The following is a 13612-nucleotide window of genomic DNA, read 5'->3' on the forward strand; positions in this document are numbered from 1 at the left end:
CGCTCTGCAGAGGGAATGGACCATGCACAACCAGGACAACGGGGAGCCGGCGAATCCGGACACCCTCGTCCCGCCTCCCGTAACCGGGCGCCTGAGCCCGCGCTGGTGGCTGGCAGTGCAGTCGGCACTGATTGCCTACGGCCTGACCCTGGGCGCCGCCCTGGTGACCATGGCGCTGCTGGTCCTGGGATTCTTCCTGGGCGGGGCAGGTGCCCTGAACGCCATGAACGATTCGGCCGGCAGCATGGGGGCCAGGCTTGACGGCCCCTCGGCCCTGGCGATCTATCCCTTTTTCCTGGCCGCGATGGCGCTGGGCGGAACAACGGTCCTGACAGTGTCCTCCACCGTAACTGACTTCGGCGCGCCGCTGGTCAGCGTGTGGGTGGGGGTTCTTCCCCTGGCGCTGACAGCTGTGGCAACGGCAGCACTCTGGCGTCTTGGCCGCCGCGCGGAACGTAAGGCGGCACTGGAATCAGACGGGGCCCGCTGGCTTTACGCAGGACTCACGGGACTGGCGCTGGCTGCCTTCTCCGTGCTGCTGAGCCTCCTGGTTTCACTGCGCGGAACCACTGACACGGGTGACGCGTTCCTGACCGCTGCCTCACCGAGCCTGGTGGCCGGCGCCGTGCTGCTGGGGACGGCGGCCAGCTGGGCGGGACGGAAACGCGAGGCCGGTACGGAGCTTCGCTGGTTCAGGCGGGCTGAAGCAGCGCTGCCGGGGCTCCGGCCGGCGCTGCGCCTGGCCGGCTGCCACTATCTGGCCTACACCTGCGTGATCGGCCTGGCGCTGCTCGTCACGGCCCTGGTGCACGGCGGGGCTGCGGTGGCCTTCGCCGCACCGCTCTGGCTGCCGACAGCGTCGGCCTGGGCCTTCACCACCGGCCATCTGTCCGCTGTGGCGAACCTGGGGTTGCCGCTGTCGGGACTCTTTCCGCTGACCGTGGGCGACCTGCCCGTCTGGGCCAGTGCCGCCGTCGGAGTCCTGGTGCTGCTGCTGGCCACGGCGGCGGCAGTCCTCTGGTCCCTCAGCCGGGGCCGTAACCGGGGGGAGCCGGCAGGGCGGGAATCATGGCTGACCCTGCCGGCGGTTTTCGGTCTGGGCGGCGCGGTGCTGTCCGTCATCAGCCTCGTGGCGGCGGGACAGGGCACCGCCGGGGGCAGCGGCTTCGGCCCGGGAGCGGGAACCGTTGGCCCCGCCTGGTGGACGTTCCTGGTCATGGCCGCCTGGGGTTTGGTGATCGAAGCGGGCTCGCGGACACTGGCCCCCCAGCTGGGGCACCTGGTGCCGCGGCGGATGGCCGCATTCTTCAGCGGGACCCCCGGGAACTGACACCGTCCGCCCGTGACCTGGCCTGCATCCCTTGCGCTCAGGACCCCGGCATGGGCAACTGGAACCAGGAGGTTTACCGATGACCGTGCACCTGAACAACCACCACCGGGACACCCTGGACGAGATCCTGCGGCATCCCACCAGTTCCAACATTGAGTGGAAGCGAGTCCGCTCCCTGCTGGAGGCCGTGGCCGACACCACGCGGGAACACAACGGCAAGTATGAGGTTACCCTCGCCGGTGAAACCGACTATCTGGAGCCTCCGCGGGGCAAGGACATTGACGAGCAGACCGTTGTGGACCTGCGCAAAATGCTGACCCGGGCCGGATACACGCTGGACACCAAGTAGGATCCGCCGGCCCGTGGCCGGTGGCTACTCGACGGTCAGTTCACCCATCCGGGACCAGTCTTCGCCCTCGATGACCGTGTTGATGATCTTCGGAGTCTCGACCAGCGCCTGGACCATATCCTTCATGGCCTGCTGGAAGTGGTCGCTGCCCACGTGAGCCTCGGCGGCGTCGTCCTTGAAGGCTTCCACGAGGACAAACTCGTTGGGGTTTTCCAGGCTGCGTGACCAGTCGAACCACAGGTTGCCGGGCTCGGCACGGGTGGCGGCGGTGAAATCTTTGGTCAGTTCCGGCCAGCGCTCCACCCATTCCGGCTTGACGTTGAACTTGACGGTAATGAAGATCATCTTCGCTCCTTAGCGGGGTATTTCCGGCGTGTCCCGGGCGGAGACACGCGGCCTTCATCCTAGGCACGTCAGGGCCGCGGCTGTCCATCCCGGCGGGATGGGAGGATGGAAGTGTGGCACACCTCGACGTATCCAACATTGACTATTTCCTCTCCGACGGCAGGCAGCTGCTCAACGGCGTCAGCTTCAAGGTGGGGGACGGGCACAAGACGGCCCTGATCGGCCCCAACGGCACCGGCAAGACCACCCTGCTGCGCATCATCGCCGAGGACATCAAGGCCGACGAGGGCACCGTGTCCAAATCCGGATCCATGGGCATCATGCGCCAGTTCGTGGGCCAGGTCCGCGATGACAGCACGGTCCGGGACCTTTTGGTCTCTGCCGCCCCGCCGGCGCTCGCCGCGGCCGCCAAAGCCGTGGATGATGCGGAGCTGGCGATGATGGAGCACGACGACGAGCCCACCCAGATGCGCTACGCCACCGCTATTGCCGACTGGGGAGACGCTGGCGGCTACGAGCAGGAAACCGTCTGGGACGAGGTCACCATGGCGGCCCTGGGCATGCCCTTTGACCGCGCCCAGTACCGCAAGGCCTCCACCCTGTCCGGCGGCGAACAGAAACGCCTGGTCCTGGAGGCACTGTTCTCCGGCCCGGATGAGCTGCTGCTGCTGGATGAGCCGGACAACTATCTGGATGTTCCCGGCAAGCGCTGGCTGGAAGCCAAACTCGCTGAGTCCAAGAAATCCGTCCTGTTTGTCAGCCACGACCGGGAGCTGCTCGACAACGCCGCCACCCGCATCGTCACCCTGGAACCGGGCATCAACGGCGCGTCGGCCTGGATCCACGGCGGCGGCTTCAGCAGCTATGTCACGGCGCGCGAGGACCGCAACGCCAGGTTCGAGGAACTGCGCCGGCGCTGGGATGAGGAGCACCTCAAGCTCAAAGAGCTCGTGAACATGTACAAGAACAAGGCGGCGTTCCGCTCCGACATGGCCAACCGGTACCAGGCCGCCCAGACCCGGCTGGCCAAGTTCCTCGAAGCGGGTCCGCCCGAGGCCCTGCCGATTGAACAGAACGTCAAGATGCGCCTGCGGGGAGGACGCACCGCCAAACGGGCCGTCGTCGCGCAGAAACTGGAGCTGACCGGGCTGATGAAGCCGTTCAGCACGGAAATCTGGTTTGGCGACCGGGTGGGCGTGCTCGGCTCCAACGGGTCCGGAAAGTCCCACTTCCTGCGCCTGCTGGCCCTGGGCGGCACCGACCCGGACAAGGAACACGAGCCGGTGTCCGAGGTGGAAATCTCTCCCGTTCCGCACGAGGGTTCCGTCAAGCTCGGTGCCCGCATCCGGCCGGGGTTCTTCGCCCAGACCATGATGCGCCCGGACCTGCTCGGAAAAACCCTGCTGGACATCCTGCACCGCGGTGATGAACACCGCTCCGGCCTCGGCCGCGAAGCCGCCGCCGGAGCCCTGGACCGCTACGGCCTGGCGGCGTCTTCCGAGCAGAAATACGACTCGCTCTCCGGCGGGCAGCAGGCGCGGCTGCAGATCCTGCTGCTGGAACTCTCCGGTGCCACGCTGCTGCTGCTGGATGAGCCCACCGACAACCTGGACCTGCACTCCGCCGAAGCCCTGGAAAAGGCCATCGAGGCGTTCGAAGGAACCGTTCTGGCCGTCACCCACGACCGCTGGTTCGCCCGCAGCTTCGACCGGTTCCTGGTGTTCGGTTCCGACGGGAAGGTCTATGAATCCGAGACTCCGGTCTGGGATGAGAAACGCGTGGTCCGCGCGCGGTAGGGGACAATATTGCCGTGACCGAAAAGAACCCGACTGACACTGCCCAAAGAGAGACTGCCCTCAACAAGGCACTCATTGCCGTTTTCGTGGTTTTCGGCCTCAACGGCCTTGTCTTTGCCAGCTGGGCGGCCCGCATTCCCGCCGCGGCCCAGGACCTCGGTATTGGTGCGGCCGGCGTGGGGCTGCTGCTGCTGTTCTCCGCGATCGGCTCGGTAACGGCGCTTCCGCTGGCCGGTTCGGTGGCACAGCGGATCGGCACCGCCGGCACTGTGCGTGCCGGCGGGATCACGACGTCGGCCGCATCCCTGATCATCGCCGCGGGACTGTACCTGGGGTCGATTCCGCTGACGGCCGTGGGTTTGCTGATCTTTGGCGTCGGCATTGCCGGCTGGGACGTTGCGATGAACCTGGAGGGCGCGGACGTGGAGCGCCGGCTTGGCCGGAACATCATGCCTAAATTCCACGGCGCGTTCTCCGGTGGTTCCTTTGTGGGCGCCCTGATCGGCGCCGGCCTGTCCGCTCTGGGTATCTCGCTGTCCCTGCATCTGCTGGCCATCCTGACCGTGGTCTGCATTGCGGTGCTGATCGTGCCGCGCAACTTCCTGCAGCTGTCCCATGCCGTCCACGGCACCGACGGTACCGGCGCGGCTGTGAAACCCTCCCGCTTCGGCGCCTGGAAAGAAGGACGCACGCTGCTGATCGGCGTCGTGGTTCTGGGCGCGGCGCTGACCGAAGGCGCCGCCAATGACTGGGTGGCCAAGGCGACCGTGGACGGGCTGGGAAGCAGTGAGTCCGCCGGCGCCGTAATGTTCGCAACCTTTGTGGCCGCCATGACTCTGACGCGCTGGTTCGGCGCCCGGCTGATCGACCGGATGGGCCGCGTGCCGGCATTGCGGATCTGCATGGGCGCGTCCCTCGTGGGTCTGCTGCTCTTTGTCCTGGCACCCAACCTTCCCCTGGCCGCGCTTGGCGCCGTCCTGTGGGGAATCGGCGCAGCGCTGGGCTTCCCGATGGGCATGTCGGCCGCCGGCGAGGACCCGGCGCACGCTGCTGCCCGGGTGTCCGTTGTCTCCACCATCGGCTACTCGGCCTTCTTCATTGGCCCGCCGGTGCTCGGCTTCCTGGGCGAACACTGGGGAATCCGTAATTCCCTGCTGGTGGTGGGCGCAGCCATGCTGCTTTCCATCATTTTTGCGCCTGCCGCCGCCGAGCAAAAAAAGGTCTCGATCCAGGAGCCCTAATCGGCCGGCCGGGTCTTGCTCCAGCGGACCGGAGCTGTCCGCAATAGGGGTTCCGAACTCTGACCGCACGGTTTACCTTCGGACGATGTCCACTACCCCCAATTCTTCTTCGGGGCTGCCCGGCCCCGTTCAGGGCCTGATCCGGGCACAGGGAGTCACGAAGGTTTATTCCTCCAAATCGGGTCCGGTCCGTGCGCTGGACGGCCTGGATATCTCCGTGCCGGAAGGTACCGTCATGGCCCTGCTGGGCCCCAACGGTGCCGGGAAAACCACGGCCGTCAAAGTCCTCACCACCCTGATCAAACCCGACGCCGGCACACTGAGCATTGACGGTATCGACGTGCTGGCCGACCCCAAGGAAGTGCGCCGCATCATCGGCGTCTCAGGCCAGTACGCCGCCGTCGATGAAAACCTCACCGGCCAGGAAAACCTGCGGATGGTGGGCCGGCTCTACCACCTGTCCGCCAAAGAGGCCCGGACACGGGCCGCGGAATTGATCGACATGTTCGAACTGACGGATGCCGGCAACCGGCCGGTGAAAGGCTATTCCGGCGGCATGCGCCGCCGCCTGGACCTGGCCGGCGCCCTGGTCAACAGCCCCCGGGTCCTGTTCCTGGATGAACCGACCACCGGGCTGGACCCGCGCAGCCGCCTGGCTCTGTGGCAGGTCATCAAGGACCTCGTTGCCGCCGGCACCACGCTGCTGCTGACCACTCAGTATTTGGAGGAGGCGGACCAGCTTGCCGACGCCGTGGCCGTGATCGACCGCGGTGTAGTGATCGCCGAGGGCACCTCGGACCAGCTGAAGTCCCGGATTGGCGGTCACAGTGTTGCGGTGGCCCTGATGGACGGGAACGACGCCGGCGCGGCACGGGAGATACTCGCCCGGCACGGATCCGCTGCACCCCACACCGCTGATGACGGCAGGACCCTGGAGGTGGCGGTTCAAAACGGTCCGGCCTCCCTGCAGCTGGTTCTGGCGGACCTTCAAACCCAGGACATTGGACTGCACGACGCCGGCATCCGGCGGCCCACCCTCGATGACGTGTTCCTGCAGCTGACCGGCCGGCCGGCGGAGGAGGAGGAACAGGAACCGGAGGCCCCTGTCACCGCTGAAGGACACGGCAAGGCAGCCCGGCACAGGGAAGGAGCGCGCCGATGAGTGCCGCCGCAACCAGGCTTCCTGCAGCCGCCGCCCGCGGTAACTCGGCCGCGGCCAACTGGGCCGGTGACGGCTGGACGGTCACCAAACGGAACCTGATCAAGATCAAGCGCTCCCCGGACATGATCATTTTCGCCGTCCTGCAGCCGGTCATGTTCGTGCTGCTGTTCAGCCAGGTTTACGGCGGATCCATCAACGTCGCCGGCACGGACTATACGCAGTACCTGATGGCCGGGATCTTTGCGCAGACCGTGGTCTTCGGCTCCACCTTCTCCGGTGCCGCCATGGCCCAGGACTTGAAGGAGGGAATCATCGACAGATTCCGCACCCTGCCCATGAGCCCCTCCGCAGTACTGATCGGACGGACCAACTCGGACCTGGCGCTCAACGCGATTTCGGTGCTGATCATGATGGGCACGGGGTTGCTGGTGGGCTGGCGGGTCAATACGTCCTTTGCGTCCTTCCTGGCCGCCGTGGGGCTCCTGCTGCTTTTCTCCTACTCCTTCAGCTGGGTCATGGCGCTGCTCGGCATGACCGTGCGCACCCCCGAAACCATCAACAATGCCTCCTTCATGATCCTGTTTCCCATCACCTTCATTTCCAATGCGTTTGTGCAAAGCTCCACGCTGCCCACGCCGCTGCGCATTTTCGCGGACTGGAACCCCGTCTCAGCCCTGGTCCAGGCCGTCCGGGAGCTGTTCGGAAACCTGGGAACCACCCCGGTGCCCGACACCTGGCCCATGCAGCACGCGGTGGCCACGGTGCTGATCGGATCGGCGGTAATGCTGCTCATCTTTGTTCCGCTTGCCGTGAGGAAGTTTGAGTCCGTGAGTTCCCGGTAGGAACCCCAGGCTGCAAGATGGAAACACCAAGTGTGAGGACACACCATGATCGAGGCACGCGAACTCACCAAGCGCTTTGGCGACAAAACCGCCGTCGACGGCATTACCTTTTCGGTTCCGCCGGGCAAGGTCACCGGATTCCTTGGGCCGAACGGTGCCGGAAAATCAACCACCATGAGGATGATCGTCGGATTGGACCATCCCACCGCCGGCACCGTGACCGTCAACGGAAAACCGTACGCCGGGCACCGGTCTCCGCTCCATGAGGTGGGCTCCCTGCTGGAGGCTAAGGCAGCACATCCCAAACGCACCGCCTACAACCATCTGCGGGCCATGGCCGCCACCGAAGGCATTTCCGCGGCCCGCGTCAACGAAGTCATCGAGCTCACGGGCCTCGGATCCGCGGCGCGGAAAAGGGTCGGCGGGTACTCGCTGGGCATGGGACAGCGGCTGGGTCTGGCAGCGGCACTGCTGGGGGACCCGCAAACCCTGATCCTGGATGAGCCGGTCAACGGACTGGACCCGGAAGGCGTGAAATGGGTGCGCTTCCTGGTCCGGGGACTGGCAGCCGAAGGCCGCACCGTCTTCATCTCCTCCCACCTGATGAGCGAGATGGCGGTGACCGCCGACCATTTGATAGTGATTGGCCGCGGCCGGATCCTGGCCGATGCTCCCATCGACGAGGTAATCGCCGGCAGCAAGCAGGAGCGTGTCCTGGTGCGCACGGACGACACAGGTGCCCTGGCCGCCGCCCTCGGCTCGCCGGGAGTGGAAGTGCGCAGACAGGAGGCGGATCAGTTGGAGATCCTTGGTCTGAGCACCCGCAGCATCGCTGAAACGGCGTTTTCCCGGGGGATCCTCATCACCGAGCTCACCCCGCAGCAGGTCTCCCTGGAGGACGCCTACATGGAGCTGACCGGCGGCGAGGTTGAGTACCAGTCACAGCAGAGGACCGCCCCCTATCTGCCGGCCGGAGAAGGACAACAATCATGAGCACAGCAGCAGCGGCCGCACGGGGGCCCCGGAGTTCCGCCGCCGGCCGTGTCACTTTCGCCCGGGTGCTGCATTCCGAGCTGATCAAGACCGCCACGGTCCCCTCCACCGTTATCCTGCTGGCGGTGAGCTTCGCGGTGATGGTTGGGCTGGGCGCCCTGGTCGCCTGGGGAACGGTTCAGCTGGTGAATGACCCGGCGGCCGGCCCTCCCGAAGGATTCGGCACCTCAGCGCAGAGCCTGGCCTATGACATCCCGGCATCGGGGCTGCCCTTCGGCCAGCTGCTGATCGCCGCGCTGGCCGTGGTGCTGATCGGATCCGAATACACCACGGGCATGATCCGCTCCACCATGGTGGCCGTGCCCACCCGTACCCCCGCACTGCTGGCCAAGACCCTCGTGATCGCTGTCATTTCCTTCGTTCTTGGTGTCCTGGCGGCGTTCACCACCTATCTGGTGGCCCAGCCGATACTGTCCGGTTCCGACCTGGATTTTGGGCTGGATGCTGAAGGGGTGCTGCCGTCCATCATCAACACCGGCACGGTGCTGGCCCTGATCGCCGTCATGGGGGTGGCCATCGGTGCCCTGCTCCGCAATACGGCCGGGGGAGTGGTGACCCTCGTCGGAGCACTTTTTGTCCTGCCGATTATCACCGGACTGCTCTCCGGCCTTGCGGACTGGGTGGAAGACGCCGAGCGCTTCCTGCCCAGCAGCGCCTCTGCCGCGCTGGTAGCCACACGGGTTCAGCCGGATGCGTTCAACCAGGCGGAAGGCGGCCTCATTCTTGCCGGCTGGGCCGTGGTGCTGCTCGCCGCCGCCGTCGTCGTTCTCAAGAAACGGGACGTCTAAGCGGGACCAGGGGCGGGGCGCCTGAACGGACTCAGGGTCTTCCCTGAGTCATCCTCCGGGGGGACCCGGAAAAGCACCGAAATCATCCTCTAGGACGGTGCGGGCTGCCGTCCGCTCCTCTAGGGTGGGGGAAGCCCCCCAAGATTTTCTTCCGCCCAATGTATTTCCGCCCAATGTGAGGATCACCATGATTGAGGCACTCGGCCTCTCGAAACGCTACGGTGCCAAAACCGCCGTGGACAACGTTTCATTTACCGTCCAGCCGGGCAAAGTCACCGGCTTTCTCGGCCCGAACGGCGCCGGCAAGTCAACCACCATGCGCATGATCGTGGGACTGGACCGTCCCACCGGCGGTGCCGTCACCGTCAACGGCAAGCCCTACAAGCAGCACAAGGCGCCCCTGCATGAGGTGGGGGCCCTGCTGGATGCGAAGGCCGTCCACACCAAGCGCTCTGCGTACAACCACCTGCGCGCCCTGGCTGCCACCCACGGCATCTCCAACAAGCGGGTCAACGAAGTCATTGAACTGACCGGGCTGGGTCCGGTGGCAAAGAGGCGGGTGGGCGGCTTCTCGCTGGGCATGGGGCAGCGGCTGGGCATCGCCGTCGCACTGCTGGGCGACCCCCAGACCCTGATCTTCGACGAGCCGGTCAACGGACTGGATCCGGAGGGGGTCCTGTGGGTCCGCAACCTGGCCAAGGGGCTGGCTTCTGAGGGACGCACGGTGTTCCTTTCCTCGCACCTGATGAGCGAAATGGCCGTCACCGCGGATCACCTGATCGTGATCGGGCGCGGCCGGATCATTGCCGATGCACCGATTACCGAGATCATTGCCGGGCAGGACAAGATCCGCACGCTGGTGCGCACAGACCAGCCGGAAGAACTGCGCCGTGAACTAGAGAACCGTGAAACCACGTTCACGCAGCTGGAACCGGACCTCCTGGAGATTACCGGCCGGGATCCGCGCAGCATCGCCGAGGCCGCCCTGGCCCGGCAGATCCTGATCTATGAACTGACACCCCGCCAGTCCTCCCTCGAAGAGGCGTACATGGAACTGACCCGGGACCAGGTCGAATACCAGTCACAGGCCATCGAGCAGCCAGAGGCACAGGCCCCCGCAGCCGAAGCCACTTTGATCAGCGGCGGAGGAAAGTAAGCATGAGCATCCAAACAGCACCAACACCTGCTCCGGCTCGAAGCCGGGACGGCTCGGGCCTGAGTTTCGGGCGCATCCTGCGCTCGGAGTGGATCAAGGTCACCACCGTGCCCTCCACCGTGATCCTCCTGGGCATCACGCTCGTCGTCATGGTGGGACTCAGCGCCCTTTATGCCTGGCAGTTAGCAGTGTCCGTTGGGTTCATGGCGGACGCTTCTCCGGAAATGCAGGCCCAGATGGGTGGAGGCATGGACATGCTCCGGGAGCAGGCGCTGATGGCACCGGCCAGCGGCTACATCTTCGGCCAACTGCTGATTGCCTCACTGGCGGTTGTCCTGATCGCCTCTGAGTGGGGCACCGGCATGATCCGGTCCACCATGGTGGCCGTTCCCACCCGCATTCCTGCCCTGCTGGCCAAGAACCTTGTGATTGCCCTCATCGCCTTTGTCCTGGGTGCCGGCGCGGCATTCATCTCCTATTTCCTGGCCCAGCCAATCCTCGCCGCGGAAAATCTGGAGTTCGACCTGGCTGCCGACGGGGTGCTGCGCTCCATCCTGAACACCGGAACCTATCTGGCGTTCATCGCAGTGATCTCCATGGGGATCGGCACGCTCCTGCGCAACACTGCCGGCGGCGTGGTGACGGCCATTGGCTTGTTCTTCGTCTTCCCCGTGATCATCGTGAACCTCATTCAGGGGCTGGCCGACTGGATCCCTGACGCCGCCCGCTTCCTCCCCACCAACGCCGGGGACCGGATGCTCCTGATTCCAGCTGATGAAGCCGGGCAGCTCACCGCCCTCGAAGGCGGCCTGGTTATGGCGGCCTGGGCTGTGGCGCTGTTGATCATCTCCCTGCTCGTGGCCAAACGCCGCGACGTCTAGGGACTGAATTCTTCGGGGACGGAGGATGCGGAAGAACGGCCGCAGCCTCTTTCCCCGGATCCCCGTTGCCGGGCACTCAAACTCCTCCACAGCGGGGAGTTTTTGTGTTTAACAAGTTGGCAGTCCACGGTTTCGGGCAGCCATTACGCGCGCGGAGCAGGCTCTGGTTGAATCGGAGTATGCCTGATGCATTGGATCACATTCATGACCTTGGCGCTTTTGTCAGCGCCTCCCCCTCCAGCTTCCATGCGGCCCGTGAGGGCGCGCGCCGCCTCGCGGCTGCCGGGTTCACCGAACTCGGCGAGGACCGGTCCTGGCCGGCCGGGCCCGGGAAGTACCTCGTGGTGCGGGACGGTGCCCTGATCGCCTGGATCGTTCCGGAAGGAGCCGGACCCGGAACGGGATTCTCGATCCTGGGCACCCACACTGATTCGCCGTCCTTCAAGCTCAAGCCCCGCCCCACCACCGGACGGCTGGGGTGGCTGCAGGCCGGCGTGGAGGTGTACGGGGGACCGCTGCTGAATTCCTGGCTGGACCGCGAACTCCAGCTCGCCGGGCGTCTGGTCACCTTCGACGGCGAGGAGCGGCTGGTGGAAACCGGACCGCTGATGCGTTTTCCACAGCTGGCCATCCATCTGGACCGCGCCGTGAACGAGGGCCTGAAGCTGGATAAGCAGCAGCATATGAACCCGGTCTGGGGCCTGGGGGACCCCTCCGCCGCAGACCTGGTGGGCCTTTTGGCCGCGAAAGCAGGCCTGGCGCCGGAGGAGATCGGCGGCTACGACATCGTGGCCGCCGACACCCAGGAGCCGCGGACCTTTGGCGCCGAGAATGAGTTCTTCGCCTCAGGACGGCTGGATAACCTGTCCTCGGTCCATGCCGGTTTGGCCGCGCTGATTGCCGCCGCGGAGAACAAGACGGACGGCTCCATCGCCGTGCTGGCTGCTTTCGACCACGAGGAGGTGGGCAGCGGGAGCCGGTCCGGCGCTGCAGGCCCCTTCCTGGAAGATGTGCTGAACCGGATTACGGCCGGGCTGGGCGCGTCGGAGGCGGAGCGGCAGCAGGCTTTCGCGGCGTCGTTCTGCATCTCCGCGGATGCCGGCCACGCCGTGCATCCCAACTATGCCGAGCGCCATGATCCGGCCAACCATCCCGTGCTCAACGGCGGTCCGCTGCTCAAAATCAACGCCAACCAGCGCTACACCACAGATGCTCCCGGTGCCGCCCGCTGGGCCCGGCTATGCCGGGACGCCGGAATTCCCTACCAGGAGTTCGTTTCCCATAACTCGATGCCCTGCGGGTCCACCATCGGGCCGCTGACCGCCACCCGTCTGGGGATCCGTACCGTCGACGTCGGTATTCCGCTGCTGTCCATGCATTCGGCCCGGGAGATGGCCGGTGTGCAGGATCCCTTCTACCTTTCACGGGTGAGTGAAGTGTTCTTTATCCGCTGACGCCAACCGGCGCAGATGCCGGTTCCGGGTGCGCGGCGTCAGAAACACCTGCCGCCGTCCGGTAGACTAGCTAAGTCTGTGCTGTCGGCCTTGCCGACGCTTTTCCTGCCCCCTGGTCACCCAGGCCCGGCGGGACGACAACGCAAAAGAACCTCCTGTTACGGAAATGCCGTGACCGTATAGCCCAAAGGAGGTGGGTTCACAAATGCGTGCTTATGAACTGATGGTTATCATCGACCCCGAGGTAGAAGAGCGTACAGTCGAGCCTTCGCTCGACAAGTTCCTCAATGTTGTCCGCAACGATGGTGGAACCATCGACAAGGTCGACATCTGGGGCCGTCGCCGCCTCGCCTACGAAATCCAGAAGAAGACTGAAGGCATCTACGCAGTGGTTAACTTCACCGCGACGCCTGCAGCTGCTGCTGAACTGGATCGCCAGCTGAGCCTGAACGAGACCATCATGCGCACCAAGATCATCCGCCCGGAAGAGCAGAAGATCTCGAAGAAGGATGCCAAGAAGGCCGCTAAGGCTGAAGCTGCAAAGGTTTCCGCAGAGTAATTTCTGCAAACCAAACCGATATCAGGAGGCAACATGGCAGGCGAGACAACTATTACCGTCGTCGGCAACCTAACGAATGATCCGGAACTCCGGTTCACGCCGTCAGGTTCGGCAGTGGCCAACTTCACCATTGCCTCGACTCCGCGGACCTTCGACCGCACGTCAAATGACTGGAAGGACGGCGAAACGCTGTTCCTCCGGGCATCTGTGTGGCGCGAAGCTGCTGAGAACGTGGCCGAATCCCTGACCAAGGGGACGCGTGTTGTTTGCCAGGGCCGCCTGAAGTCGCGTTCGTATGAAACCAAAGAAGGCGAAAAGCGCACCGTAATGGAGCTTGAGGTCGACGAGATCGGCCCCTCGCTTCGGTACGCTTCCGCGAAGGTTACCCGCACCCAGCGCTCCGGCGGCGGTGGCGGCGGCTTTGGCGGCAACAGCGGAAACTCCGGAAACAGCGGCTTCGGCGGCAATTCCAACCCCGCATGGGGCGGCGGCCAGCAGCAGCCACAGGCTGCGCCGGCTGACGATCCCTGGGGTGCTCCTGCAGGCGGCGGAAACGCCGGCGGCTGGGGCAACGGACCGGATTCCAACGATCCTCCCTTCTAATCTCAACCGAGGAGCGGCACGTTTGCCTCGCGGTAAGCGTGCAGCACTTCACC

The 13612-nt window shown here is 65.3% G+C and carries 14 protein-coding genes; 13 read left to right on the forward strand and 1 reads right to left on the reverse strand.

What is annotated here, in order from left to right:
• Positions 1-22 precede the first annotated feature (22 nt).
• Positions 23-1330, forward strand: a complete 1308-nt coding sequence (locus CXQ89_RS01180) for a hypothetical protein (protein WP_104160015.1) — start codon at positions 23-25, stop codon at positions 1328-1330.
• Positions 1331-1409: 79 nt separating this feature from the next.
• Positions 1410-1679 (forward strand): hypothetical protein, encoded by a 270-nt coding sequence (locus CXQ89_RS01185; RefSeq protein ID WP_104053452.1) that lies wholly within the window; start codon positions 1410-1412, stop codon positions 1677-1679.
• Positions 1680-1703: 24 nt separating this feature from the next.
• Here the strand turns inward: CXQ89_RS01185 and CXQ89_RS01190 are convergent, their stop codons facing one another.
• The gene (locus CXQ89_RS01190) at positions 1704-2024 is read right to left on the reverse strand and encodes a putative quinol monooxygenase (protein WP_104053451.1); all 321 of its coding nucleotides are present in this window, start codon (positions 2022-2024) and stop codon (positions 1704-1706) included.
• Between the two features lie 113 nt (positions 2025-2137).
• Between CXQ89_RS01190 and CXQ89_RS01195 the strand changes: the two genes are divergently transcribed.
• The 11 genes from CXQ89_RS01195 to CXQ89_RS01245 all read left to right on the forward strand — a co-directional run bounded on the left by CXQ89_RS01195 (position 2138) and on the right by CXQ89_RS01245 (position 13559).
• Complete coding sequence (locus tag CXQ89_RS01195; RefSeq protein WP_104102438.1) at positions 2138-3820, forward strand: ABC-F family ATP-binding cassette domain-containing protein; 1683 nt, start codon at positions 2138-2140, stop codon at positions 3818-3820.
• Positions 3821-3834: 14 nt separating this feature from the next.
• Positions 3835-5061 carry an MFS transporter gene (locus CXQ89_RS01200; protein ID WP_104160016.1) on the forward strand — a complete coding sequence of 409 codons (1227 nt, stop codon included), beginning with the start codon at positions 3835-3837 and terminating at the stop codon, positions 5059-5061.
• 85 nt (positions 5062-5146) lie between these two features.
• The gene (locus tag CXQ89_RS01205; RefSeq protein WP_104160017.1) at positions 5147-6223 is read left to right on the forward strand and encodes an ATP-binding cassette domain-containing protein; all 1077 of its coding nucleotides are present in this window, start codon (positions 5147-5149) and stop codon (positions 6221-6223) included.
• Complete coding sequence (locus CXQ89_RS01210) at positions 6220-7065, forward strand: ABC transporter permease (RefSeq protein ID WP_104160018.1); 846 nt, start codon at positions 6220-6222, stop codon at positions 7063-7065. The genes CXQ89_RS01205 and CXQ89_RS01210 overlap by 4 nt, the downstream gene beginning before the upstream one ends.
• A gap of 45 nt (positions 7066-7110) precedes the next feature.
• Entirely contained in the window at positions 7111-8058 is a 948-nt protein-coding gene (locus CXQ89_RS01215; protein ID WP_104053447.1) for an ABC transporter ATP-binding protein, read from the forward strand.
• Complete coding sequence (locus tag CXQ89_RS01220) at positions 8055-8906, forward strand: ABC transporter permease (protein ID WP_104053446.1); 852 nt, start codon at positions 8055-8057, stop codon at positions 8904-8906. The genes CXQ89_RS01215 and CXQ89_RS01220 overlap by 4 nt, the downstream gene beginning before the upstream one ends.
• Before the next feature lie 187 nt (positions 8907-9093).
• On the forward strand, positions 9094-10062 hold the full coding sequence (locus tag CXQ89_RS01225; protein ID WP_104102430.1) for an ATP-binding cassette domain-containing protein: 969 nt from the start codon (positions 9094-9096) through the stop codon (positions 10060-10062).
• A 2-nt stretch (positions 10063-10064) separates the two neighbouring features.
• Positions 10065-10943 (forward strand): ABC transporter permease, encoded by an 879-nt coding sequence (locus tag CXQ89_RS01230; RefSeq protein WP_104160019.1) that lies wholly within the window; start codon positions 10065-10067, stop codon positions 10941-10943.
• 179 nt (positions 10944-11122) lie between these two features.
• On the forward strand, positions 11123-12397 hold the full coding sequence (locus tag CXQ89_RS01235; RefSeq protein ID WP_104053443.1) for a M18 family aminopeptidase: 1275 nt from the start codon (positions 11123-11125) through the stop codon (positions 12395-12397).
• 205 nt (positions 12398-12602) lie between these two features.
• Positions 12603-12956, forward strand: a complete 354-nt coding sequence (rpsF, locus tag CXQ89_RS01240) for a 30S ribosomal protein S6 (protein WP_104053442.1) — start codon at positions 12603-12605, stop codon at positions 12954-12956.
• A 33-nt stretch (positions 12957-12989) separates the two neighbouring features.
• Positions 12990-13559, forward strand: coding sequence for a single-stranded DNA-binding protein (locus CXQ89_RS01245; RefSeq protein ID WP_104053441.1), 570 nt, complete (start codon positions 12990-12992; stop codon positions 13557-13559).
• Positions 13560-13612: the final 53 nt, after the last annotated feature.

This window comes from Arthrobacter sp. ZGTC212, assembly GCF_002929255.1.
GTDB lineage: Bacteria > Actinomycetota > Actinomycetes > Actinomycetales > Micrococcaceae > Arthrobacter_B > Arthrobacter_B sunyaminii.